Origin of the sequence: Methylobacterium sp. J-001, assembly GCF_022829565.1 — a bacterium.
Classification (GTDB): domain Bacteria; phylum Pseudomonadota; class Alphaproteobacteria; order Rhizobiales; family Beijerinckiaceae; genus Methylobacterium.
Genome location: NZ_JAKSYN010000100.1, coordinates 1 through 23,716, shown reverse-complemented (window position 1 = coordinate 23,716; position 23,716 = coordinate 1). Strand labels below are relative to the sequence as shown.

General features: G+C 69.6%; 26 protein-coding genes and 1 rRNA gene. 12 read left to right on the top strand and 15 right to left on the bottom strand.

All coding sequences use genetic code 11. From position 1 onward, the window contains the following. Window positions 1-1,087 (bottom strand): 1-deoxy-D-xylulose-5-phosphate synthase N-terminal domain-containing protein (locus MKK65_RS11165; RefSeq protein ID WP_279596655.1); only part of this gene is annotated, 1,087 nt, incomplete at its 3' end. Window positions 1,088-1,336: 249 nt separating this feature from the next. Here MKK65_RS11165 and MKK65_RS11160 point away from each other — a divergent pair. From MKK65_RS11160 to ettA, 4 genes are all read left to right on the top strand, one after another. Continuing rightward, the gene (locus MKK65_RS11160; protein ID WP_243957722.1) at window positions 1,337-1,558 is read left to right on the top strand and encodes a hypothetical protein; all 222 of its coding nucleotides are present in this window, start codon (window positions 1,337-1,339) and stop codon (window positions 1,556-1,558) included. Next, a complete protein-coding gene (locus MKK65_RS11155) occupies window positions 1,549-2,439 on the top strand; it encodes a DNA/RNA non-specific endonuclease (RefSeq protein WP_243957721.1) in 891 nt (296 codons plus the stop codon). Before MKK65_RS11160 ends, MKK65_RS11155 begins: the two co-directional genes overlap by 10 nt. Window positions 2,440-2,447: 8 nt before the next feature. Further along, window positions 2,448-2,741 carry a hypothetical protein gene (locus MKK65_RS11150; RefSeq protein ID WP_243957720.1) on the top strand — a complete coding sequence of 98 codons (294 nt, stop codon included), beginning with the start codon at window positions 2,448-2,450 and terminating at the stop codon, window positions 2,739-2,741. A 175-nt stretch (window positions 2,742-2,916) separates the two neighbouring features. Then, window positions 2,917-4,569 (top strand): energy-dependent translational throttle protein EttA, encoded by a 1,653-nt coding sequence (gene ettA, locus MKK65_RS11145; RefSeq protein WP_243957719.1) that lies wholly within the window; start codon window positions 2,917-2,919, stop codon window positions 4,567-4,569. A gap of 259 nt (window positions 4,570-4,828) precedes the next feature. Here ettA and MKK65_RS11140 read toward each other — a convergent pair whose 3' ends face one another. Beyond that, a complete protein-coding gene (locus tag MKK65_RS11140; RefSeq protein WP_243957718.1) occupies window positions 4,829-5,776 on the bottom strand; it encodes an NAD-dependent epimerase/dehydratase family protein in 948 nt (315 codons plus the stop codon). Between the two features lie 478 nt (window positions 5,777-6,254). Between MKK65_RS11140 and MKK65_RS11135 the strand changes: the two genes are divergently transcribed. Both MKK65_RS11135 and MKK65_RS11130 read left to right on the top strand, forming a co-directional pair. Next, complete coding sequence (locus tag MKK65_RS11135; protein ID WP_243957716.1) at window positions 6,255-7,424, top strand: OpgC family protein; 1,170 nt, start codon at window positions 6,255-6,257, stop codon at window positions 7,422-7,424. A gap of 73 nt (window positions 7,425-7,497) precedes the next feature. Further along, window positions 7,498-7,671 carry a DUF2256 domain-containing protein gene (locus MKK65_RS11130; RefSeq protein WP_201025815.1) on the top strand — a complete coding sequence of 58 codons (174 nt, stop codon included), beginning with the start codon at window positions 7,498-7,500 and terminating at the stop codon, window positions 7,669-7,671. Window positions 7,672-7,674: 3 nt separating this feature from the next. Here MKK65_RS11130 and MKK65_RS11125 read toward each other — a convergent pair whose 3' ends face one another. Genes MKK65_RS11125 through MKK65_RS11110 form a run of 4 tightly spaced genes read right to left on the bottom strand, consistent with a single transcriptional unit; the run spans window position 7,675 to window position 10,307 of the window. Then, window positions 7,675-8,268 (bottom strand): NTP transferase domain-containing protein, encoded by a 594-nt coding sequence (locus MKK65_RS11125; protein ID WP_243957714.1) that lies wholly within the window; start codon window positions 8,266-8,268, stop codon window positions 7,675-7,677. After that, complete coding sequence (locus MKK65_RS11120; protein WP_243957713.1) at window positions 8,261-9,286, bottom strand: molybdopterin-binding protein; 1,026 nt, start codon at window positions 9,284-9,286, stop codon at window positions 8,261-8,263. Before MKK65_RS11120 ends, MKK65_RS11125 begins: the two co-directional genes overlap by 8 nt. After that, window positions 9,283-9,984 carry an XdhC family protein gene (locus tag MKK65_RS11115; protein WP_243957712.1) on the bottom strand — a complete coding sequence of 234 codons (702 nt, stop codon included), beginning with the start codon at window positions 9,982-9,984 and terminating at the stop codon, window positions 9,283-9,285. Before MKK65_RS11115 ends, MKK65_RS11120 begins: the two co-directional genes overlap by 4 nt. Continuing rightward, complete coding sequence (locus tag MKK65_RS11110) at window positions 9,984-10,307, bottom strand: XdhC family protein (protein WP_007559023.1); 324 nt, start codon at window positions 10,305-10,307, stop codon at window positions 9,984-9,986. Before MKK65_RS11110 ends, MKK65_RS11115 begins: the two co-directional genes overlap by 1 nt. 236 nt (window positions 10,308-10,543) lie before the next feature. On the opposite strand from MKK65_RS11110, the gene MKK65_RS11105 reads away from it, so the two are divergent. Further along, complete coding sequence (locus tag MKK65_RS11105) at window positions 10,544-11,944, top strand: ATP-binding protein (RefSeq protein ID WP_243957711.1); 1,401 nt, start codon at window positions 10,544-10,546, stop codon at window positions 11,942-11,944. A gap of 6 nt (window positions 11,945-11,950) precedes the next feature. Here the strand turns inward: MKK65_RS11105 and MKK65_RS11100 are convergent, their stop codons facing one another. Continuing rightward, a complete protein-coding gene (locus MKK65_RS11100; RefSeq protein WP_243957709.1) occupies window positions 11,951-12,181 on the bottom strand; it encodes a hypothetical protein in 231 nt (76 codons plus the stop codon). A gap of 236 nt (window positions 12,182-12,417) precedes the next feature. On the opposite strand from MKK65_RS11100, the gene MKK65_RS11095 reads away from it, so the two are divergent. Continuing rightward, complete coding sequence (locus tag MKK65_RS11095) at window positions 12,418-12,609, top strand: hypothetical protein (RefSeq protein WP_058194556.1); 192 nt, start codon at window positions 12,418-12,420, stop codon at window positions 12,607-12,609. A 25-nt stretch (window positions 12,610-12,634) separates the two neighbouring features. Next, complete coding sequence (locus MKK65_RS11090; RefSeq protein WP_243957706.1) at window positions 12,635-13,816, top strand: pyridoxal phosphate-dependent aminotransferase; 1,182 nt, start codon at window positions 12,635-12,637, stop codon at window positions 13,814-13,816. Between the two features lie 201 nt (window positions 13,817-14,017). Here MKK65_RS11090 and MKK65_RS11085 read toward each other — a convergent pair whose 3' ends face one another. The 3 genes from MKK65_RS11085 to MKK65_RS11075 form a co-directional block, all read right to left on the bottom strand. Further along, window positions 14,018-15,004 carry an esterase gene (locus MKK65_RS11085; protein WP_243957704.1) on the bottom strand — a complete coding sequence of 329 codons (987 nt, stop codon included), beginning with the start codon at window positions 15,002-15,004 and terminating at the stop codon, window positions 14,018-14,020. Window positions 15,005-15,206: 202 nt separating this feature from the next. Further along, a complete protein-coding gene (locus tag MKK65_RS11080; RefSeq protein WP_243957702.1) occupies window positions 15,207-15,719 on the bottom strand; it encodes a DUF533 domain-containing protein in 513 nt (170 codons plus the stop codon). 71 nt (window positions 15,720-15,790) lie between these two features. Next, entirely contained in the window at window positions 15,791-16,138 is a 348-nt protein-coding gene (locus MKK65_RS11075; protein ID WP_058194552.1) for a hypothetical protein, read from the bottom strand. Window positions 16,139-16,387: 249 nt separating this feature from the next. Here MKK65_RS11075 and MKK65_RS11070 point away from each other — a divergent pair, with 249 nt between their 5' ends. Further along, the gene (locus MKK65_RS11070) at window positions 16,388-17,272 is read left to right on the top strand and encodes a transglutaminase-like domain-containing protein (protein WP_243957700.1); all 885 of its coding nucleotides are present in this window, start codon (window positions 16,388-16,390) and stop codon (window positions 17,270-17,272) included. Between the two features lie 86 nt (window positions 17,273-17,358). Here MKK65_RS11070 and MKK65_RS11065 read toward each other — a convergent pair whose 3' ends face one another. After that, window positions 17,359-18,384 (bottom strand): alpha/beta hydrolase, encoded by a 1,026-nt coding sequence (locus MKK65_RS11065; protein WP_058194550.1) that lies wholly within the window; start codon window positions 18,382-18,384, stop codon window positions 17,359-17,361. Between the two features lie 206 nt (window positions 18,385-18,590). Between MKK65_RS11065 and meaB the strand changes: the two genes are divergently transcribed. After that, entirely contained in the window at window positions 18,591-19,577 is a 987-nt protein-coding gene (meaB, locus tag MKK65_RS11060; RefSeq protein ID WP_243957698.1) for a methylmalonyl Co-A mutase-associated GTPase MeaB, read from the top strand. A 166-nt stretch (window positions 19,578-19,743) separates the two neighbouring features. Continuing rightward, complete coding sequence (locus MKK65_RS11055) at window positions 19,744-20,121, top strand: CsbD family protein (RefSeq protein ID WP_243957695.1); 378 nt, start codon at window positions 19,744-19,746, stop codon at window positions 20,119-20,121. A gap of 42 nt (window positions 20,122-20,163) precedes the next feature. Here the strand turns inward: MKK65_RS11055 and MKK65_RS11050 are convergent, their stop codons facing one another. The 4 genes from MKK65_RS11050 to rrf form a co-directional block, all read right to left on the bottom strand. After that, window positions 20,164-20,949, bottom strand: coding sequence for a 3-hydroxybutyrate dehydrogenase (locus MKK65_RS11050; protein ID WP_243957693.1), 786 nt, complete (start codon window positions 20,947-20,949; stop codon window positions 20,164-20,166). 97 nt (window positions 20,950-21,046) lie between these two features. Continuing rightward, window positions 21,047-22,561 carry a sensor histidine kinase gene (locus MKK65_RS11045; protein ID WP_243957691.1) on the bottom strand — a complete coding sequence of 505 codons (1,515 nt, stop codon included), beginning with the start codon at window positions 22,559-22,561 and terminating at the stop codon, window positions 21,047-21,049. Next, window positions 22,558-23,253: a response regulator transcription factor gene (locus tag MKK65_RS11040; protein WP_243957689.1), complete on the bottom strand. Its 696-nt coding sequence runs from the start codon at window positions 23,251-23,253 to the stop codon at window positions 22,558-22,560. The genes MKK65_RS11045 and MKK65_RS11040 overlap by 4 nt, the downstream gene beginning before the upstream one ends. Window positions 23,254-23,611: 358 nt before the next feature. Then, window positions 23,612-23,716 (bottom strand): 5S ribosomal RNA (rrf, locus tag MKK65_RS11035); the annotation flags it as partial.

Below are 23,716 nucleotides of genomic sequence, written 5' to 3'. Positions count from 1 at the left end.
GCATCGCCGCGGTGATCGCCACGACCATGTCGTCGGCATCCGCCGCCTTGATCAGGCTCTCGCCGAACACCCTTGTATAGGCCGGGGCGTTGGGCTTGGCCTTGGCCTGCACGCCCGAGACCACGTCGAACTTGACCACGCCGTGATAGCGGTCGGCGCTGGCCTCGGCCGGGGCGTAGCCCTTGCCCTTGCGGGTGACGACGTGGAGCAGGATCGGGCCGTGCTCGGCGTCCCGGACGTTCTTTAGGACCGGCAGCAGCTGGTCGAGGTTGTGCCCGTCGACCGGGCCGACATAGTGGAAGCCCATCTCCTCGAACATCGTGCCGCCGCCGACCACCAGGGAGCGGGCGTATTCCTCGGCCGCCGCGGCGCGCTGGTAGAGCGCCTTCGGCAGGAGCTTGCCGAGCTGCTTGGCGGTCTCGCGCAGGGACTGGTAGGTGCCGCCGGACGCCAGCCGGGCCAGGTAACCCGACATCGCGCCCACCGGCGGGGCGATGGACATGTCGTTGTCGTTGAGGATCACGATCAGGCGCGAATGCAGGGCGCCGGCATTGTTCATGGCTTCATACGCCATGCCGGCCGACATCGAGCCGTCGCCGATCACCGCGATGGCGTTGCGGCGCTTGAGCTGACGGCCCTTGGCCTTGCCGGCCTCGGCATCGAGATCGCGGGCCACCGCCATGCCGAGGGCGGCGGAGATCGAGGTCGAGGAATGGGCGGCGCCGAACGGGTCGTAGACGCTCTCGGAGCGCTTGGTGAAGCCGGACAGGCCGCCGCCCTGGCGCAGCGTCCGGATGCGGTCGCGGCGCCCGGTGAGGATCTTGTGCGGGTAGCACTGATGGCCGACGTCCCAGACGATGCGGTCGTCGGGCGTGTCGAACACGTGGTGCAGCGCCACGGTGAGCTCGACCACGCCGAGCCCGGAGCCGAGATGGCCGCCGGTGATCGACACCGCGTCGATCATCTCCGCCCGCACCGCATCCGCCACCGCCTGCAGCTCGGATTCGGGAAGCTGGCGCAGCGCAGCCGGCTCCGGGACACGGTCCAGCAACGCCGCGTGTTCAGGGGATATTGCCAAGGATCGCATCCGCTCGTTCGAGTGTGGCGACGGCCCCGTCACGCGGGCTCCCGGGAGAGGGCTCTTGCCGTCACGACGCCAGCACCCGGGGGCACGCGTTCATGCTAGAACCGACCCGTCCGTCGCTGTCATGATAGTGCCAGGTACGGATGATCGCCGGCGCGATCAATGTCCGACCGGCGATTTTTTCAGTTACGTGCCCTTACCGCCACATGAGGTCCGCTCTTGAGCCCAGCTCGTCTGTGCACAATTTTGCTCATGCTGGCGATTACCCCCGCCAGCCAAGCTTATGCCGGGCCGCGCCCGCCGGACGGCAACCTCAGCTTCCCCTGCAACTTCCTGGGTGCCTGCCCGGAGCGGGTCTACCCCGGCGCCCCTGATCGCGACGCCCGGCCGTTCACCCGCAGCCTCGGCCGCCCCTGCGCCTGGCGCGAACGGCCGACCCCGGAGGGCCCCCGGCGGGTGCGCGCATGCTGGTGAGGTGCCGGCGCGGTCGTTTCGTCGCGGCCCTGGCGTTCGTGACCCTGGCGAGTTCGGCCGCGGCCCAGGACGCCTGCCCGGCCCTGTTCGCCAAGGGCCTGGCGCCGGTCCTGACCAATGCGAAGCTGGCCGCCCGCACGGTGCCGCTGTGCTTCGAGGCCTTCGCGGTCCTGCATTCGGGGGTGACGCGCACGCCGCTCTATTCCGCCGAGCATCTCACCCGCGCCAGCATCGCCGATGCCCGCGCAGTCGCCCGGGACGACGCGTTCCACGAGGAGACGCGGCTGCCGGAGGCCGAGCGCGCCTCGCTGGAGGATTACGTCCGCAGCGGCTTCGACCGCGGTCACCTCGCCCCGGCGGGCGACATGCCGACCTTGAGCGCCCAGACCGAATCGTTCAGCCTGGCCAACATCGTGCCGCAGAACCGGGTGCTCAACCGCGGGCTCTGGGCCGATATCGAGGAGGGCACGCGGCGGCTGGCGAGCCGGCGCGGCGCGATTTTCGTCGTCACCGGGGTGATCTTCTCCGGGGACGCGGTGCAGCAGATCAAGGGCGGCGTGCTCGTGCCCACCCAGCTGTTCAAGGCGCTCTACGACCCCGCGAGCGGCGAAGCCGGCGCTTATCTGGCCCGCAACGACGAAGCCCGGGACTGGCGCGCGGTCTCGATCGACGACCTCACCCGCGAGGCCGGGATCGACGTGTTCCCGGGCCTCCCGGCCGCCGCCCGGGCCAGCGCGATGACTCTGCCCGATCCCCATGCCGGGGCGCGCTCGGAGGGGCACCGGCCCCGGCCCGAGCAGAGCTGGCAGGACTGGCTGAGCCGCGAACTGAATCGCGCCGTGCGCAAGATCCTGCGCGACCTGCTGCGTTCGATCTTCTGAGAGGGACCATGCCACAGGACAAGCCGAGCCGCCGAACGCTCAAACCGAATGCCTTCGAGCCCTTCGCCGACGATGCGTCGGTGCGGACGATCGGCGCTCTCAGCTTCGAGAACGGCACCGATCGGATCGCCCTGCACGGCTCCCTGGACCTGACCAGGGACAAGGCGGGCCTTGCCCAGGCCCGCCTTGTCCGGGACACGCTGGAGGCCATCGTCAAAGTTCTGGAGGCCGGTGACCTGCCCGAGGCGGTGGCGGAGGCCCCGGACGCGGCACCGAAATCGGTGCCCAACCCCTTCGCCTGAGCCGACGACGGCCGGCCCCGGATCCTTGCCGCTGCCCGGCGGGCCTGATACTCGGTCGAAGGCATTCTTATATCGTAGGGAACGCGCTGACAGGACGGGTCGAAGACCCCGCGCCTGACCCGTGCCGCTGGCACGCACCGCGCAGTCCCGAACAACGCGCCGAGGACGTTCCGCGATGGCTCGCGAATTCATCTACCACATGCGGGGACTGACGAAGTCCTACCTGGGCGGCAAGAAGGTCCTGGAGGACGTCAACCTGTCGTTCTACCCGGACGCCAAGATCGGCGTGCTCGGCATCAACGGCTCGGGCAAGTCGACCCTGCTCAAGATCATGGCCGGCATCGACACCGAGTGGACCGGCGAGGGCTTCGTCGCCCAGGGCGCCCGGGTCGGCTACCTGCCGCAGGAGCCGCAGCTCGATCCGAACAAGTCGGTCCGCGAGAACGTGATGGAGGGCGTCGCCGAGAAGCAGGCGATGCTCGACCGCTACAACGAACTCGCCATGAACTATTCCGAGGAGACCGCCGACGAGATGACGGCGCTCCAGGACAAGATCGAGGCCCTGAACCTCTGGGAGCTCGACTCAAAGGTCGATCAGGCCATGGAAGCGTTGGGCTGCCCGAGCGACGAGCAGCCGGTGGCGACCCTGTCGGGCGGCGAGCGCCGCCGCGTCGCCCTCTGCCGCCTGCTCCTGTGGGAGCCGGAACTGCTGCTGCTCGACGAGCCGACCAACCACCTCGACGCCGAGACGGTGAACTGGCTCGAAGGCCACTTGAAGTCCTACCCGGGCGCGATCCTGATCGTGACCCACGATCGCTACTTCCTCGACAACGTCACCAGCTGGATCCTGGAGCTCGATCGCGGCCGGGGCATCCCATACGAAGGCAACTACTCCGCCTGGCTTGTGCAGAAGCAGAAGCGCCTCCAGCAGGAGGGCCGCGAGGACATGGCCCGCCAGCGCTCGATCGCCCGCGAGCAGGAGTGGATCGCCGCCTCGCCCAAGGCCCGGCAGTCGAAGTCGAAGGCCCGCATCACCCGCTACGAGGAGCTGGTCGCCAAGCAGAACAACAAGGTCGACGCCGCCGCGCAGATCGTCATCCCGATCGACGAGCGGCTCGGCAACAACGTCATCGAGTTCGAGCACCTCAATAAGGCCTTCGGCGACCGCCTGCTGATCGAGGACCTGTCGTTCAAGCTGCCGCCCGGCGGCATCGTCGGGGTGATCGGCCCGAACGGCGCCGGCAAGACCACCCTGTTCAAGATGATCACGGGCCAGGAGTCGCCCGACGGCGGCAAGATCGCCATCGGGGAGACCGTGCATCTCGGCTACGTCGACCAGTCGCGCGACGCCCTCGATCCGAATGCCACGGTCTGGCAGGAGGTCTCGGGCGGCAACGACATCATCTATTTCAACAAGCGCGAGATCAATTCCCGCGCCTATTGCGCGGCCTTCGCGTTCAAGGGCGGCGACCAACAGAAGAAGGTCGGCACCCTCTCGGGTGGTGAGCGCAACCGCGTCCACCTTGCCCGGACGCTGAAGGGCGGCGCCAACGTGCTGCTCCTCGATGAGCCGACCAACGACCTCGACATGGAGACCCTGCGCGCCCTCGAGGACGCGCTGGAGGATTACGCGGGCTGCGCGGTGATCATCAGCCACGATCGCTGGTTCCTGAACCGCATCGCCACGCACATCCTGGCCTTCGAGGGCGACAGCCACGTCGAGTGGTTCGAGGGCAACTTCTCGGATTACGAGGCCGACAAGATGCGCCGGCTCGGCGCGGACTCGCTGATGCCGAAGAAGATCAAGTACAAGAAGTTTTCGCGGTAAAGAGTGGTCTCGGCCTTCGGGCCGGACCAACACCCGCGGCGGCACGCGCGCTTGTGCGATAAGTAACAGGGGATCGCCGGAACCTTATCGGCGCCCCTCCAATCCATTGCCCTCATCCTGAGGTGCGAGCGCAGCGAGCCTCGAAGGAGCCCTCCAGCGATCGCGCGACCGGCTGGAAGCCTCCTTCGAGGCGTCCGCTCTGCGAACGCACCTCAGGATGAGGTGGTGGGGCGGGACCAAATCGTAAAAAAAGGGCCGGTTAGCCCACCCGCAACCGCGCCGCGTCCAGCATCGCCTGAAGGCTGCGCGCCAAAGGTATCGCCGGAATCCACTCGGTGGCGGCCATGAAGGCCGACGGGTCGCAGCCCTGGCTGCGTACCCCTGTCGGCCGGGCCCGGTCCGGTGCGACGTCGACGGTGAAGCGTATTTCCGTCAGCCCACGGAACGCGTCGAGGATCGCCGAGACGGGCGTCAGGACTCCCGTGCCGACATTGAAGATGCTGCCATCCCGCAACTCCCCCACGCGGTCCAGGACGCGCAGGCACGCCGCGGTCATGTCCGACACATCGATGAAGTCGCGCGCCGCCGCGAGGTCACCCACCGCCACGTTCGGGGGCGCCAGCCCGCGCTCGATCCGGGCGATCTGGCCCGCGAAGGAGGCGGCCACGAAGGTCTCGCTCTGGCCCGGGCCGATATAATTCGCAGCCCGCAGCACGAGGTGCTTCACGCCGGCAGTGGCGAGCACGTCGCGCAGAATGTACTCGCAGGCGTTCTTGGTGCGACCGGAGATCGTGTCCGGCCGGGGCGTTACGGATTCGTCGGGCCGCGGCGTGCCGCGGAACGCCTCGCCGTAGACCACCGTCGAGCTCAGGAAGACCAGGGTCGCGCGGGTCCGGGCCACCGCCTCGGCCAGGTTCAGGGTACCCAGTAGGTCGGCCCGCCAGGCATAGGCCGGCGTCTCGCTCGATCGCGCCACCGAGGCGAGGGCGGCGAGGTGGAACACGAAGGTCGGGTCGAAATCGATGACCGCCGCGGTGAGCCTGTCCGCATCGAACGGATCGACGTCGAGGAGCGTGACCCCGTCGAGGGGCGGCTGAGGGCGGCGGTCGATGCCGAGGATCCGGCTGGCCGGGGGAAGATTCCGACGCAGCGCCGCGAGCAGGCGGCGGCCGAGGAAATCGCCGGCTCCGGTGACGAGGACGCGCATGAACCCTGCCCTTCCCCGGCAAAAGCCGGGATCGATCCGACGCCTCTACAGCGTGTTGGCGGGCGATGCGAGCGGCGTGGATCGGACGTTGAATCGTCCGACGGACCTCGCGGGCCGAATCCCCCCGCTCGCGTGACAACCGCCCCTGGGACGGCGGCGGCCACGATCTCCCTCAGCGGGTCGGACGATCCGCCAGCGGCCTTCCATCGATTCGCGGGCTCGAGAATGTCACGGACCATTCGGGGGTCCATCCCGTCCTTCCGACGCGCACCTGTTCGAACCCAAGTGCAGGGATACGTTCGGGGGAGCGTTTCGTCCGCGCGATGACCCGGTCCCGCCGGGGGGTATCGACCCGACCATGGCCAGAGCGCGCATCTCGGACACAGGCGCGTGAATGGTGAAGTCTGTCCCCGCATTCCCGTGGCGACCGACTATCATTGCCTCGATTCCGACAGGCGGGTGTTCCGGTGATGGCTGCGTGAAGAGCCTCGACGACCTTGAGCGGGCGCCCTTCGGCGGCGGCGTGGCTCCGGCGCCCGCCCCCGGGCCTGAGCCCACACCGAAGAAATCCGTCCGCGACGCCCGGGTCGATGTGCTGCGCGGGCTCGCCCTGCTCATGATCTTCATCGACCACATCCCGCGCAACACGCCGGCCCTGTTCACCCTGCACAATCTCGGCTTCTCGGACGCGGCGGAGATCTTCGTGCTGCTGGCCGGGTATTCGTCGATGATCGCTTATGGCGGCCTGTTCGGCCGGGCCGGGGTGCGGGCGACCCTGATGCGCATCGCCTGGCGCTGCCTCCGGATCTACCTGTTCCAGGCCGGGCTGCTGCTTGCCACCCTCGTCATCGTCCGGATCTGGATGGACCTGACCGGGCTGACGCCGCGCTTCGGCGTCGCGCCGCTGCTGCAGATGGGGCTGCTGCCGGGTCTCCTGCGCGGGCTCGCCCTCAACGCGCTGCCGAACTACCTCGACATCCTGCCGCTCTACATCCTGCTGCTCGCCCTGTTCCCCGCGGTATATTTCGGGATGCGACGGGGGATCTGGGGCGTGCTGGCGCTCTCGGCCACGCTGTGGCTCGCCGCCAATGTCGACCACACCCTGAACCTGCCCAACGCCGCCGCGGTGGATGACGGCTGGTACTTCAACCCCTTCGCCTGGCAATTCCTGTTCGTGATCGGTGCGGCCCTGGCGGTCGCCGTCCGGGCTGGGGACGGCCTGCTGCCATGGCGGAACTGGGCCGCCGTTGTGGCCTTCGCCTACCTGGCCTTCGGCCTGCTGCAAGGCGGCGCCTGGCAGGATTGGGGCTTGCCCGACCTCCGGCCGCTGGCGATCGCGGCGCCGGACAAGAGCCATGTCGCGCCGTTGCGCCTTCTGCACATCCTGGCCCTGACCTACCTGATCTTCAGCGCGCCCGCTTTGCGGCGGCTCTCGGGATCGCGGCGCCTGCGGCTGCTCGATGCCTGCGGCCGGCACTCCCTGGAGATCTTCGCCGCGGGCTGCCTGGCCGCGCTGATCGGGCGGATTCTGTACCGTACCTTCGATCCGACCGCGCCGCTCCAAATCGCGGTCAACCTGTGGGGAATCGCGGCGATGCTCGGACTGGCCCGCATTCTCGACGCCCGCGCCGTAGCCGCCCGTCGCTGAGCGGATTCCGGGAACGGACTCGAGCCGAGGCCCGTTTCCGCCCCCCGTCCGCCCGTCACAGGAGCCACGATACATGCCGCGGATGCGCCGCAAGGGCGATCTTCCGGAGAAGATGTGCGCCCAGTGCGGCCGGCCGTTCGCCTGGCGCAAGAAGTGGGAGCGGGTCTGGGACGAGGTCCGCTACTGTTCCGACCGCTGCCGGAGCGACGCCAAGGCCGGACGCCCCCCCGCGAGCGCGCACCGTTGAGCATCAGGCGCGGTCGGCATCCCGCAGTGCGTCCGGCGTGTCGATGTCGAGCGCGGTGGCCGGATCACCCGGGATCTCCAGGATATCGACCCGGTCCTTGAGCAGCAGCCCGGCGCCGCGGTCGCCGGTGAGCCGGGCGATCTCGGGTGCCAAGACGCGAAGATTCAGGAGCACGGGATTTCCGCGCCGGCCATCCTGCACCGGAACGACGGCGGCGGGCGGCCGCGACGCATTTGCGAAGGACTCGGCCGGGCGGTCGATATGAACTCGGGTGATGCGCGGCATGTCGCCTAACACCACCACCGCCGCTTCGCAGGATCGCGGAAGCGCGGCTACGCCGGCGCGCAGCGAGGTGGACAGGCCGGCGTTGAAATCCGGGTTCTCGATGAACGTCAGATCGAGCCCTGCCAGCGCGCCCCGGACCGCCTCGGCATGGGCGCCGAGCACCACGACGACCGGGCGCGGCCGAGCCGCCAGCGTGGCCTCCGCGGCGTGGCGGACCAGCGGCTTGCCGTCGAGCGGCGCCAGCATCTTGGGCTCCGGGCCGAACCGGGTGCCGAGCCCCGCCGCCAGCAGGATCGTCCCGATCTCAGGCATCGGAATCCGCGGCCTCGCCGCCGGCCCGGGGCTGCGGCCGCGAGACGATCTCCATCAGCAAGCCGCCGACTCCGAGGGCGACGATATCGGCGCGGGTGACCGTCAGGTCCGCCAGCAGCCGGTGCAGGATCCAGTCGAAGCCGTTCTCCTTCGGCGAGCGTGCGCAGCCCGGGGCCCCGATCACCGGCACGCCCGCCCGGCTGCCGACGAGCAGCAGGTTCCCGGGATCGACCGGCATGCCCAGATGCGCGACTTGTCCGCCGGCCGCCGTAATGCCGGCCGGGATCACGTCGCGCCGGTCGGCGATGGCCGAGGCGCCGAACACCACCACCAGATCCGCCCCAGCCCGGTCGATCGCCTCCCCGAGCGCCGCGCCCACGGAATCGGCCGCGTGCGCCACGCGATCCTCAAAAACAATCTCGGCGCCCGTCGGGGCGAGGCGTTCGGCCAGGACCTGGAGCGTCTTGTCGATGGTGGTCTCCTTGAGGCTCGGCAGACGGGTCAAGACCACGCCGACGCGCCGACGGCGGTAGGGTGCCACCGCGAGCGTCCCGGCCGTATCCGCCGCGCAGGCCTGGGCCAGCACGGCACCCGGCACGGCGTAGGGAATGATCTTCACGGTGGCGACCATCTCGCCCTCGACCACCGGCTTGAACGGCGGCAGCGTCGCCACCGTCACCGCCTCGTCGACAGCGTTAACCGCGTCGATGCAGGCCGATGCCAGGGTGAGCACGCCGGCGACCTCGGCGAACAGGTTGCAGCGGCCTGTGAACGGCGCCTCGGCGCGCAGGTTTGCCCCGCGCAGATGCGCGGCGAGCCGCGCCGCGGCTTCGTCCTCGCCGACATCGCCGGGTTCGAGGGAGGCCGCCACGATCTCGCAGAGCCCGGCTCCGGCCAGGCCGGCGGCCGCCTCCTCCGGGATCACCGCGCCCTTGCGCAGGGTGATGCCGTCCCGCCGGACCGTATGGGCGCTGATCAGGCCGGCCGCTTCGGCGATCGGCACGGGGCCAAACCTCACGCGACCTCCGGGCGGGGGACCCGACGGAGCGCCGCCACGATCTCGGCCAGGACGGCGAGCGCGATCTCGGCCGGGCTGACCGCCCCAATGGCGAGCCCGATCGGGGCCCGGATCCGGCCGATCTGCTCAGGCGAGAACCCAGCCTCCGCCAGCCGGGCGGTGCGGGCCGCGTGCGTCTTCCGCGAGCCCAGGGCCCCGATGTAGAAGCACTCGGCCGTGAGTGCGGCCTTCAGGGCCGGGTCGTCGATCTTGGGATCGTGGGTCAGGGCGGCGAGCGCACAGTAGCGGTCCAGGGGCGGCACGCGGCCGCCGAGGGCGGCATCGGGCCACTCCGCGACAAGCTCGACACCCGGGAAGCGCTCGGGGCTGGCGAAGGCCGTGCGCGGGTCGATCACGGTCAGCGCGAGGTCGAGCCCGGCCACCATCGGCGCCATCGCCTGCGAGATGTGGACGGCACCGATCACCACGAGGCGGACCGGCGGGACCTGCACGGTCAGAAAGGTCTGCCGGCCGCCGGCTTCCACGAGGCCGCTCTTGCCCGCGGCCAGGTGCTTGCCCAGCACCTCCGCCAGGGGATCGGCGGCGATCTCGGCCTCGCGGACGAGGCGCTGCGTCCCGTCGGCCAGATCGGTGACCAGGATCGTCGCCCGGCGCGCGGCGCGCTCGGCGTTCAGGATCTCCAGGATCTCGGTGCGCATCAGTCGACCCGCTCGACGAAGACCCGAATCCGGCCGCCGCAGGACAGCCCGGCCCGCCACGCCGTCTCGTCGGCCACGCCGAATTCGAGGATGCGGGGCGCTCCGGCCTCGATCACCTCGATCGCCTCGGTGATCACGGAGCCCTCGACGCAGCCGCCCGAGACGGACCCCAAGAAATTGCCCTCGGCATCGACCACGAGATGGCTGCCCACGGGCCGTGGCGCCGAGCCCCAGGTCTCGATCACGGTGGCGAGCGCCACGGCGCGCCCGTCTCGCCGCCAGGCGGAGGCGGCGGCGAGGATGTCTGTATCGGTGCTGAGCATGGCCCTCGAGACCTCGGCCGGCGGGTGCCCCCCGCCTGCCTCAGGTATGGCCCGCGCGCCGTGGTGCAAGGCGCGGGGTTGCCGTTCCCCGGTCGCCTTGGCCGATGGCGGCGCGGGTGCGATAACGTCCCGCCGCCCGCATGCCCCCGCCCCATGTCCGCCTCCATGACACGGCCCCTATGCCGCGAGTTCCGGCCCCGCCTCGGCGGCCCGCCGCGGCGCAGGCGCGCGCGATCATGAACGCACCCGATCCCGGCTTGGCGCGCACCCTGCGGACGGATCCGCCGCGACCCCGCTCGGCGCCGCACCGCTTGTGGAAGCGCCTCACTCGCGCCATCGGCGACGCCCTGCCGAAGGGGCTCTACGCCCGGTCGCTGATCATCATCATCGCGCCCGTGGTGCTGCTCCAGTCGGTGATCGCCTACACGTTCATGGAGCGGCACTGGCAGCTCGTGACCAAGCGCCTGTCCGCCGCGGTCACCGCCGACGTGGCTGCGCTGATCGACATCTACGAGAGCTATCCGCAGGACCGGGACGCCGAGACGCTGTCGCGCATCGCCGCCGAGCGCTTGAACCTCGACCTCGACATCCTGAAGGGCGCCAAGCTCCCGACGCAGGGGCCGCGGCCGTTTTTCTCGATCCTGGACGAGGCGCTCTCCGACGAGATCCGACGCCAGATCCGCCGGCCGTTCTGGATCGACACGGTCGGCCGCTCGAACCTGATCGAGATCCGGGTGGCGATCCCCGACGGGGTGATGCGCATCACCGCCCGGCGCAGCCAGGCCTACGCGTCCAACTCGCACATCTTCCTGGTCTGGATGATCGGTTCCTCGCTGGTGCTGCTCGGCGTCGCGATCCTGTTCCTGCGCAACCAGATCAAGCCGATCCTGCGGCTCGCCGCGGTGGCGGAGGGATTCGGCAAGGGCCGGGAGATCGAGTTCCGGCCGCGCGGAGCCCGGGAGGTGCGCCAGGCCGGCCACGCCTTCATCGAGATGAAGCGGCGCATCGAGCGGGCCATGGAGCAGCGCACGACGATGCTCAACGGCGTGAGCCACGACCTGCGCACCATCCTGACCCGCTTCCGCCTGTCGCTCGCGCTGTTCGAGCAGACCAGCGAGATCGAGGATCTCAGCCGCGACGTCGACGAGATGAGCCGGATGCTGGAGGGCTACCTCGCCTTCGCCCGCGGCGACTCGGCGGAGCCCGCCACCCCCACCGATATGCGGACCCTCCTGGAGGACCTGCGCAGCGACGTGGAGCGCCTGGGCACCCATGTCTCGGAGGTGAATCTGGTTGGCGCACCCGAGGTCACCGTGCGCCCGGGGGCGTTCCGGCGCTGCCTCTTCAACTTGGCGGCCAACGCTGCCCGTTACGGCGAGACGGTGGCGATCTCCGGCCGGCTGGAGGCCCGGGCCTTCTACGTCTCGATCGACGATGACGGACCCGGCATCCCGCCCGAGAGCCGCGAGGAGGTATTCAAGCCGTTCGTGCGCCTGGACGATTCCCGGCAGGATGCGGGCGGTTCCGGGCTCGGGCTGGCCATCGCCCGGGACATCGCCCGGGCCCATGGCGGCGACATCGCCCTGCACGAGAGCCCGCTGGGCGGCCTGCGGGCGACGGTCCGGGTGCCGGCCTGAGGCCGGTCAGGCGTCGGCCGGGCCACGCAGACGCTGGATCTCGGCCTGTGTGTTGCGAATGAGATGATCGATGCTGGCCGCGTCGAGACCGGCGCGGCCGAGACGCTCACGCAAGGCCGCCTCGTCGTTCCAGGCGTAGCCCGCTTCCTTCGGGAGATGGCGCTGCAGCAGCGAGCTGACGATACTCTCGCGCCGGTAGGCAGGATGCCGCAGCAGCCGGCCGATCTGGGCCGTCAAAATATCAAGCGGCGATACATTCGCCCCTCTGCCGTTCCACGTCACCTCTGATGGGCGCATACTGGCATCTCCTCCCGTAAAGCCAGTATCCGGCCAAATGATTGCACTTCGGTGAGTGGGCGATCGATCGGGCGAAAAACTCCTGGCCCCGGGGTCCCAACCTGTGCAGCAGGATGGTATGCAGGCGCGACGCCCATGAGCCGCGGCCAACCGCGCGCCGGATCCGAGTGCCCAACATGAACCCGCTCGTCCCCCTGTTCATCCTGCTGTCCCTGCCGCTCGCGGCGATCGGCCTCGTTCTCTACACCGACCCGGGCATCGAGCCGGCGCTGTTCTACGCCTCGGTGAAGACCTTCGTGATCCTGGCGGTGATCGCCGGAGCGATGTCGTTCGGCGCCATGAAGCTGGCCGAGCGCACCAAGCACTAAAGCCTCAAGTCCCGCGGAGAGCGCGATGCTGCACGTCGTTCCGGCCTTCTCGCGCATCGGCGAGGAGAACGCGTTCGCGGTGCTCGCCCGCGCCCAGGCGCTGTCCGCCCAGGGGCGGGACGTGATCAACCTCGGCATCGGCCAGCCCGACATGCCGACGCCGGCCCATGTGGTCGAGGCCGGCATCAAGGCCCTGCGCGACGGGCACCACGGCTACACGCCGGCAACCGGCATCCCGTCCTTACGCGAGGCAGTGGCCCGCGACATCCACCGCCGCCACGCCGTCGAGGTCTCGCCCGAGTCGGTGATGATCGTGCCGGGCGGCAAGGTCACCATGTTCATGGCGATCCTGATGTTCGGCGAGCCCGGCGCCGAGATCCTGTATCCGGATCCCGGCTTCCCGATCTACCGCTCGATGATCGAGTTCACCGGGGCGACGCCGGTGCCGGTGCCGATCCGCGAGGCCAACGGCTTCGCGTTCTCGGCCGCCGAGACCCTCGCGCTGATCACCCCGAAGACCCGCCTGCTGATCGTCAACTCGCCCGCCAACCCGACCGGCGGCGTCACGCCCAAGGCCGAGATCGACGCCCTGGTGGCGGGCCTGGCCGACCACCCGGACGTGGCGGTGCTGTCGGACGAGATCTACGGCACGATGACGTATGACGGCGAGGCGCATCACTCGCTGCTGAAATATCCCGAAATCCGCGACCGGCTGATCTATCTCGACGGCGCGTCCAAGACCTACGCGATGACCGGCTGGCGCCTCGGCTGGTCGGTCTGGCCGAAGCCGCTCTACGACGCGGCCCGGAAGCTCGCGGTCAACGCCCATTCCTGCGTGAACGCCTCGACCCAATGGGCCGGCATCGCGGCGTTGGACGGCCCGCAGGATTGCGTGGCCGAGATGGTTGCCGAGTTCGACCGCCGCCGGGCGATCGTGGTGGATGGCTTGAATGCCCTGCCGGGCGTGTCCTGCATCGCCCCGAAGGGCGCGTTCTACGCCTTCCCGAACATCTCGCAGACCGGTTTGAAGGCCAAGCCCCTGGCCGCCACCCTGCTGGAGGAGGCGGGCGTCGCGGTGATCGGCGGCCCGGATTTCGGCGTTCACGGCGAGGGCTATATCCGCCTGTCCTATGCCAATTCGGCCGAGAACATCCGACGGGCGCTGGAGCGGATGGGTCGGTTTCTGACCGAGCGGAAGCCGGGCTGACCGCCGCGTCACGCCACCACCTTCGACCCTCGATCTCATCCTGAGGTGCTGCGCAGAAGCCTCGAAGGAGCCCTCCAGGAATCGCGCGGCGGGCTGGAGGGCTTCTTCGAGGCGTCCGCTGCGTGGACGCACCTCAGGAGGAGGGCGTGGTCTGGATGAGGGTGATTGGGGGACGGGCCTGTTACGACGCCGGCTGCCCGATCAGGATTTCCCCGCCCGCTTCTCGATCCAGCCCGCCAGCCAGTCGGCGATGTCGAGGCTGTTCTTGTCCTGCATCAGCATGTGCGAATTGCCGTGGATCCCGATCTCCGGCAGCAGGATCAGCTCGGCCCGGCCGCCGGCCGCGTTCGCCGCGGCGACGAAGCTGCGGCACTGCTTGAGCCGGGGCGCCCAGCGGGGCGAGGCGTCGACGAAGTCGCCGAACAGGACCAGGATCGGCAGGTCCTTGTAGGGGGCGAGGTCGTCCTTGGCCGGATCCGGGCAGGCGGCGGGCTCGATCGCCACCAGAGCGCGGATGCCGGTGCGGTCGAGGGTGGCGGTCTGGAACGGGTAGATGCCCGATTGCGAGTGCGAGACCAGCACCGCGCCCTTCAGCCGCTTCGCGAGCTCCGACAGGCCTGGCACGGTCGGGTTCGGCACCGGCAGGGCGGCGGACCAGTCGGCGACCATCTGCTTCCAGAACTCGCCCTGGGCCTCCAGGGGGAATTGCATCCCCGGAAACACCTTCGGGTATTCGGGGCCGAACCGGAAGATCGCCCAGGCCGGCTCGCGCCCGGCGGAGAAGACCGGCGGCAGCGAATCGGGCTCCGCCTTGCCCATCTTCACCGCATCGATCTGGGCCGGGCTGATCGCCGAGCGCCCGCGCCACGCCTGGTCGATCACGTAGGTCGGGAAGCCCCGGCGGACGAAGAACTCGTCCCAGCCCATGCGCCCGTCCGGAGTCGTCTCCCAGGTCTTGCCGGTGAGACAGCAGCCGTGGATCAGCACCAGGGGCGGGCGCACAGGCTCCACCGGGATCTGATAGCGGACATAGACCTGATCGACCGTGATCGTCCCCGAGGGCGCGTAGGCCGGCAGGGTCGAGAGCGTGTCGGACTGGATGTCGCGACCGCCGACGAAGAAGCTGCCTTGGCCGGCGAGCGTCAGGGGGCCGGGAGCCGGGTCGGCGGCGAGGACAGGTGCGCTCATCGCGGTCAGGCCTCCGGCGAGCAGGGCTCCGGTGAGGCAGCGGACGGCCCGTCGCGCACGGGACGGAGCGGGCAATGACAGCGTCGGCATGAAACGTCCCGGCCCTAAGCGGCCGGGACGCATCGGCCCGGTTCACCGCCCGCACCGGCCTAGCACGAAGCTCGGCAGTCGCGGGAGATGCATAGCCGGAAATGAAGTTGGTTCAGGCGCCGATGTCGCGCTCGATCGAGGCTGCAGCCGCGCCAGGCACGTCCAGCGCCTCGGCGAGCATCTTCAGGAACTGGCGCTCCTGAATGGTGTCTGGGTCGATGGCGAGCCGCGCCGCCGCGTAGATCCGCGCCGCCGCCTCCGGCTCGTTCACCCGCTCGGCGATCTCGTCGATCTCGGCGGGGCTTTCCAGTTCGCGATCGAGCCAGGCGCGTCCGTCGGGATCGAGGCCGGCCTCCGCCACGGCCGCGTCGAGGCGCTTGCGCTCGGCCGTATCGATCATGCCGTCCGCGATGGTGGCAGCCACCATGGCCCGAAGCATCAGCCGGGCCTCGTCCTCGTCGACCTTCGAGAAGTCCGGACCGTCCTTGGCCGGCGGCGCCGCACCGCGCAGGGCTCGGTACGCAATCCCGCCGATCAGCGCGAGACCGCCGAGCGCTGCGCTGGCGGCGATCCCACCGCGCCGGGCGCGCACCAGCGCGTCGACGATCTGCCTGCTATCCGCCATGTCCATCCTCCCGGGTTCATTCCGAATCGGATCGGAAACCCCCGGGAGGCGGCCAGGTTCAGGAATTGATGTCAGGCGTCGGCTTCGTCGTCTTCGTCCGCCTCGTCGATATCGACCAGGAAGACGATATCGGCTTCGTCCTCGTCCTCGTCGTCGGTCTCGCCGCCGGCATGGTGCTTGTCGTCGGTGAACTCGCCCTCGCCGTCATCCTCGGCGAGCGCGTCTTCGAAAATCTCGATCTCGTCCTCGTTTGCGGCCCGGATGATGAGGGGCGCGGTGCCGTTCCAGAGCGGCTTGCCCTCGCTCGTCATCGTCCGGATGTCTTCCTTGAAGCCTTCGCAGGTGAAGAGGTCCTTGGCGGACGCCTCGTCGCTGTTGATCACCGCGACGGCGGTGCCCTCGATCTCGAGCGTGAACATGGCCGGCATCCTTCTTGTAACCGTCCTTGGGCGCGCCCGGTCAGCGGGATCGCGCTCGGGTGCGACGCACCGCCCCGGGGAGAAATGCCTAAGCTTACCCCGGCGGTCATGAGCGCCGCGCGCGGATGCTGTAGGGGTGAACCGGACGCCCGCCAAGCCCGTCTCGGCCAGACCGCCCCGAAAGCCGTGGCGCGAATCCTGCCGGGCGGCGGTCACAACGAAACCGGACGGGAAGAAGGATCACCGCGGATGCGGATCAGGCTCGGCTGCGAGATGCGCTACGCCTTCCCCTATCCGGTGCCGATGGTGGTGATGCTCAACGTGCATCCCACCCGGGCGGACGCGCTTGAGGCGCCCGATACGCTCCACACTGATCCGCCGGTCCCGGTGGATCTCTATCGCGATGGTTTCGGCAATTTGTGCGGGCGCCTGACCGCGCCGGCGGGGGGCTTCACCATCGGCACCGACGCGGTGATCGGCGACGACGGGCACCCGGACCCGGTACACCGGGAAGCCGAGCAGCACGCGATCGAGGCGCTGCCGGCCGAGACGATCGTGTTCCTGCTGCCGAGCCGCTACTGCGAATCGGACCTGCTCGCCGACGAGGCCTGGCGCCTGTTCGGCCATATCGAGCCGGGCTGGAGCCGCGTGCAGGCGGTCTGCGACTTCGTCCATGACCACATCGCGTTCGGCTACGAGTTCGCCCATGGCGACCGCACAGCCCAGGATGCCTATGCCGGCGGGCGCGGGGTCTGCCGAGATTTCACCCACCTGGCCGTGGCCTTCTGCCGCGCGCTCAACGTTCCGACCCGCTACTGCACCGGCTATATCAGCTTCATCGGCGAGCCCGAACCGCACCCGGCCGGCGATTTCGCCGCCTGGATGGAGGTCTATCTCGGCGGACGCTGGCACGTGTTCGACCCGCGCAACAACAGCCCACGGATCGGCCGGGTGATGGTGGCCTACGGCCGCGACGCCGCCGACGTGCCGCTGACCCACACGTTCGGCCCCAATCCCCTCGTCGGCTTCCGGGTCTGGGCCGACCGGATCGACCATCTCGACGCCTCCGGCGACGCCCCGGTCCTGCCGGAAGAGCCTCTGCCGCCACAGAGCATGGCGACCCGGACGGGGTAAGCCCGCGCCCGGGAACGTCTCGTGGGCTCCGCCCCCGAACCCCGCCAAAGGGCTCAGCCCTTTGGAAACCCGGTCTTTCCGGCGTCCTACACCCCCGCCCCCCGGGCGATGGCGCGCTTGACCACCGCCTGCACCTCCGGGTTCGACAGGAACAGGTCGTGGTTGATCAGGCCGCCGCCGTAATCGGAGGCGTCGGCGACACGCACGCCGAGAGCCTCCAGCTTGGCGCGGTCGGCCGCGCCGGCCCGAACGCCGCCGGCGAGCGCCGCGGAGAGTTCGAGAGCCCGGTCGTTGGTCGAGGAGATCACGGTGATCTTCGACACGTCGGGACCGAGCCGGGACACGCCGTTCGAGAACAGGTCGAAGTCGATGTCCGGGGCGGCCAGAACGACCGCGCCGATGCGCGACATCGCCGCCTCGCCGGCTTCGGCGCGGAGCATGCGGATGGTCTCGAGGGTGAGCAGCGTGCCCATCGAATGCGCGACGATGTTGATACGCCCACCGCTCGAGCTCGCGGTTATGGCCTTCAACAGGTCCTCGAAGGCGTCCCGCGACCAGAGCGCGCTCTCGCGATCGTAGTTGTAATCGAAGGTGGCGGCCGCCGACGGCCAGGTGAACAGGCCCGAGACGCCCCGGAACCGGATCCCGTCCGACAGGCGCGCTGCGCTGACGGCGGCGGATTCGAACGATTCCCGGTAGCCGTGGACGTAGATCAGCACGTCGCGGCCGAGCGCCGCCTGCGCGAAGGCCTCCGCGGCCCCCGGGCCGGTCTCGGTCTTGGGCACGGCCCCGATGGTCCAGTCGCCGGTGATCACCGCCGAGACTTTTCCCAGCAGCGAGCGGTCGGGCGGCGACAGGCGCACCTCCGCGAAGCTGAGGCCGCGGCCGCGCTCGGAATTGAAGTACGGCGGCCGGGGCGGCGTCCCCACGGGCTTGCGCGTCGTCGCCACCAGCAGCACCGGCATGACGTCGAGCGCCGATTGCTTCTCGGGCAGCGCGGAGGTGCCGAGGTCATCGGTGACGCAGGCACCGAGGGACGGGGCGAGCCCCGCCGCCCCCGCGAGGGCGCCGATCCGGAGGAGTGCGCGGCGTGAGACGGTGTGGCTCGACATGATCCGGGTGCGTTCGGGCGGGGCGCCAACCGTCGCGCAGGATCGTGACCATGGCGGGGCACGATCATGGGCCGGACCTGTGGAGTACGGGTAATCAGCGGTTCGTGGTGCGGCGGACACAGGCATTTGACCGAGCGGCGTGCCGAGCCGAGCCCTCGCGGCGATACCCCCTCGACGGCAGCGCCAAGCGCCGCCATGAAGGGTTCATGACGCCGTCCATCGACATCGAGAGCCTGCGCGAGCGCCTGCTGCGCGGCGACCGCGCCGCCCTGGCAAGGGCGATCACCCTGGCGGAGTCGAAACGGCCCGATCACCGGGCGCTCGCCGCCACGCTGATCGACTCGGTCCTGCCCGAGACCGGCAAGGCGCTCCGGGTCGGCATCACCGGCGTGCCCGGCGTCGGCAAGTCCACCACCATCGACGCCCTCGGGTCGAACCTCACGGAGGCCGGCCACAAGGTCGCGGTTCTGGCTGTCGACCCGTCCTCGTCGCGCACGGGCGGCTCGATCCTCGGCGACAAGACCCGGATGGCCCGGCTCGCCCACGATCCGAAGGCGTTCATCCGCCCGTCCCCGTCCTCGGGCACCTTGGGCGGCGTCGCGGCCAAGACCCGTGAGACCATGCTGCTCTGCGAGGCGGCGGGGTTCGACGTGATCCTGGTGGAGACCGTGGGCGTCGGCCAGTCGGAGACTGCGGTGGCCGACCTCACCGACTTCTTCCTCGTGCTGATGCTGCCCGGGGCCGGCGACGAGCTCCAGGGGATCAAGAAAGGCATCCTCGAACTCGCCGACATGATCGCGGTCAACAAGGCCGATTCCGGCGAGGCAGAGCAACGCGCCAACGCCGCGGCGTCCGAATACCGCGCCGCCCTGCACATCCTCACCCCCGCCTCGGCGACCTGGACGCCGCCGGTGGTGACGATCTCGGGCTTCCACAACCTGCGGCTCGATGCCCTCTGGGCGAAGATCGTCGATCACCGGGAAAGGCTCACCGCCACCGGGGAGATCCAGGCCAAACGCCGAACCCAGGACGTAAAGTGGATGTGGGCCCTGGTCCACGAGCGCCTTCACCAGCGCCTGGTCGGCTCGCCGGAGGTCCGGCGCAGCACCGCCGAGGCCGAGTCTGGCGTCGCCCGGGGCGAGACATCCCCAGCCGCGGGCGCGGTGGCCATCGCCGAACTGATCGGGCTCTGAGGCTCCACGCCTCCGGCGTTTACCCTGATCCGCACCGGGTGGGCCGGATCTGAGAAAATCACCGCGGCGCGGTGCGCAAACCTGGTCTCGTGCGTTCGCTGCACGACGAGGGATCCTGCGGCGCCTCCTCTCGTACCGGTGCCGCGCTCACGTCGAGGAGAGAGTCATGGTGGATACGGATCGGATCGTCGGCGGCGCCAAGGAAGCCCTCGGCAAGGTTCAGGGCGCCGCGGGCGACTTCGTGGGCTCGAACCGGGACTCGGCGGAAGGCCGCGTCCGCGACGTCCAGGGTCAGGCCCAGAACGCCTACGGGCAGGTCAAGGACAAGGCCCGGGATATCGCCGACAAGGCCAGTGACTATGCCGGCGACGCCTATGGCCGCGCCGGCGACGTCGCGGAAGACGCCTACGAGCGGGGCGGCTCCTACCTGCGCGAGGGCCGCGCCGCGGTCGGCGCCCGGGTCGAGGAGAACCCACTGGTCGCGTTGCTGATCGCCGGCGCGGTGGGCTACGGTATCGCCCTGCTGTTCCACGGGCGCCGCTGAATCACACGCGGCTCCGCCTCCAGAGGCGGAGCCGCTCCGGCCTTACTGCGCGGTCCAGCCGCCATCCATGCTGATATTGGCGCCCGTGATCTGGCTCGCCGCATCGGAGCACAGGAACACCGCCAGAGCCGCGACCTGATCGACGGTCACGAATTCCTTGGTCGGCTGCGCCTTCAGCATCACATCCTCGATCACCTGCTCCTTTGTCAGGCCGCGCGCCTTCATCGTGTCCGGAATCTGCGCCTCGACCAGAGGCGTCCAGACATAGCCCGGCGAGATGCAGTTCACCGTGATCTTGTGGGGCGCGAGTTCGAGGGCCGCAGCCTTGCTCAGCCCGCTGATCCCGTGCTTGGCCGCCACGTAGGCGGACTTGAACGGCGAGGCGACCAGCGAATGCGCCGAGGCGGTGTTGATGATCCGCCCCCAGCCCCGGGCCTTCATGCCGGGGATCGCGGCATGCATCGCGTGGAACGCCGAGGACAGGTTGATCGCGATGATCTGCTCCCACTTCTCCGGCGGGAACTCCTCGATCGGCGAGACGAACTGGATGCCGGCATTGTTGACCAGCACATCGATGGCACCGAACGCCGCCTCGGCCTCCCGCACCATCTGGGCGACAGCCTCCGGCTTGCTCATGTCGGCCGCCGAGTAATGCGCCGTCACGCCGTGGTCGCGCTCGATACCGGCGCGGGTCTCCTCGATGACCTGCGCGTCTCCGAAGCCGTTGATCACGACGTTGGCCCCCTGTCCCGCAAGGGCGCGGGCGATGGCGAGGCCGATGCCACTGGTGGATCCGGTGACGAGGGCGGTCTTGGACGTAAGGGTCATGGGGCCTCCTGAGCCTCGTCCCGCTAAAGATGTGCCGGCTTTCGGGACGCGACGACGCGCAAGACGGGGCTTTTGACGTCGTGATCCCGTACCTGCCTCAAGGGAGGTTCGAAATCGACCCTTCCGGAGCGCGCGTTGCGGCAGCTGGTATCGGTTCGGCCCCACCGTCACGCATGTCCGCCGCGACAGCCTGATCCTGCGCCGGGAAGGCGAGGTCCACACACAAGCCGGGCCCGTTATCCGTGAGCCGCAGCGTCCCCCGATGCAGCCGCACCACCGCGTTGACCAGGCTGAGCCCGAGCCCGAAACCCGGTCGCGAGCGCGCATCTTCCAGCCGGACGAAGCGCCCGAGCACCCGGGCGCGCTCGGCCTCGGGGATGCCCGGACCGTGATCGGCCACGATCAGGCGAATGGCATCCCCAGCCCGCTCGGCCTCCACGGTGACCCGGGCCTCCCTCCCGTCGGCGCCGTATTTCAACGCGTTGTCGATCAGGTTGGCGAGCGCTTGACCGATCAGCTCGCGATTGCCCGCGATGATCAGGCCGTCCTCGGCCCGGACCTCGAGGGTCAGTCCCTGATCCTCAGCCACCGCCTCGTAGAGTTCGCCCACCCCCCGCACCGCAGTGCCGAGATCCACCGGTGACAGGATCTCCTGGGCGCTGCCGGCCTCGAGCCGCGCGATCATCAGGAGCGCGTTGAACACGCGGATCAGCCCGTCACTCTCCTCGATCACCGCCTCCAGGGCGGCGCGCAGCGCCTCGGGTGAGCCGGCGTTGCGCAGGGCTTCGTCGGCGCGGTTGCGCAGACGTGTCAGCGGCGTCTTCAGGTCGTGGGCGATATTGTCGGAGACCTCGCGCATGCCGCGCATCAACTCGCCGATCCGCTCCAACATCAGGTTGAGGCTGGCAGCCAGGCGGTCCAGTTCGTCGCCGTTGCCCGCCACGTAGAGCCGTCCGTCCAAGTCGCCCGCCATGATCGCCCGGGTGGTTTGGGTCATGGCATCGACCCGCCGCAGGACGCGGCTCGCCGCCAGCCAGCCGCCGATCACGCCGAGCACCACCACCGCGGCGAGCGACGTCCCGAAGGCCCGGCCGATCACCGCGCGTAGCCGGTCGCGTTCCTCCGTGTCGCGGCCGACCAGGAGCCGAAACCCGCCCGGCAGGGTGAAGACCCGTACGATCGCGCGATGGGGGTCAGTATCGGAGTCGCTGCGGCCGTACCGCGTCTCGCTCTGACCCGGATTCGCGAGCACCGCGGCGGGAACATACCCGACATTGCCGACCACGTGCTCGCCGCTTGCGGTGGTCACCAGGTACAGCGAAGCGCCGGGCTCCCGCGATCGGCGCTCGACCACGGTGATCAGCCGGCGCAGGCCGCCGGTATTGTACTGCTCCGACAGGCCGTTGATCTCGGCATCGATGGTGGAGACGATCTGGTCGTCCAGGACTGCCCGGGCGTTCCAGGCGACGTAGCCGAGCGCCAGGAAGGCGCAGAGGGCGAAGATCGCCAGATAGGCGATCGACAGCTTGAACGCCGTGGTCCGGAACAGTTTCTGGACCCGCGCGCCGACGGTCTCGCGCGGGATCGGCTCGACCGAAAAGCCCGCGTTCACCCGGTGCTGCTTTCATCGAAGCGCAGCACGTAGCCGGCCCCCCGAACGGTATGGATGATCGGTGACGCGAACCCCTTGTCGAGCTTGCCGCGCAGGCGCGACACATGGACATCGATGACGTTGGTCTGCGGATCGAAATGGTAGTCCCAGACATGCTCGAGCAGCATCGTCCGGGTCACGACTTGGCCGGCCTGGCGCATCAGATATTCCAGCAGGCGGAATTCCCGCGGCTGCAGCACGATTTCCCGACCGGCCCGGGTCACGCGGTGGGAGAGGCGATCGAGTTCGAGATCGCCGACCCGATAGCGGGTCTCCTCCGCGGCACCCGAACCGGCCTGGCGCCGGGCCAGCGCCTCGGTGCGGGCGAGCAGCTCGGAGAACGCATAGGGTTTCGGCAGGTAATCGTCGCCGCCGGCACGCAGGCCTTTCACCCGGTCGTCGACTTGGCCCAGCGCGGAGAGGATCAGCACCGGTGTCGTGACCGCCTGCTCGCGGAGGGAGCGGATCAGCGACAGCCCGTCCAGCTTCGGGAGCATCCGGTCGACGATCAGGACATCGTACGCGCCTTCACGGGCGAGCGCGTAGCCATCGAGCCCGTCATGGGCGCTGTCGGCGACGTGCCCCGTCTCGCGAAACGCCTTGACGAGATAGGCCGCCGCCTCCCGGTCGTCCTCGATGATGAGCAGTCGCATGGACCCAGTCCATAGCGCGGCTCGCGAGAGGGGGGAACGCTGCTCTGTCACCACGGCTATCCCCAGCTCCCCTCCCCTCTCGGACGCGTGAGCGGGCCGAGTCCGGGGGCGGATCCCGGCCCGCTCCGAAGCCGAGGACCTCGGAGGGCACGAGGTCGGATGCGGGCTCCGGCCGCGCGAGCGGCCATCGGATCCTGCCACCATCCGAATTACCGGATGATCGCGCCGGCATGACTTCGCGGTAAGGAAGCTCGCCGCAGCGAACGGCAAAAACGCGAACAGGCCGCCCGGTAAGGGGCGGCCTGTTCGCGTTCGCTGATCGTGTTGAGGGGATGTTGGGTGTGATTGCGTTGTGCGGGTCTGGCGGCGACCGACTCTCCCGTGCCTTGAGACACAGTACCATGGGCGCTGGCGTGTTTAACGGCCGAGTTCGAGATGGGATCGGGTTCTGGGCACGCCGCTC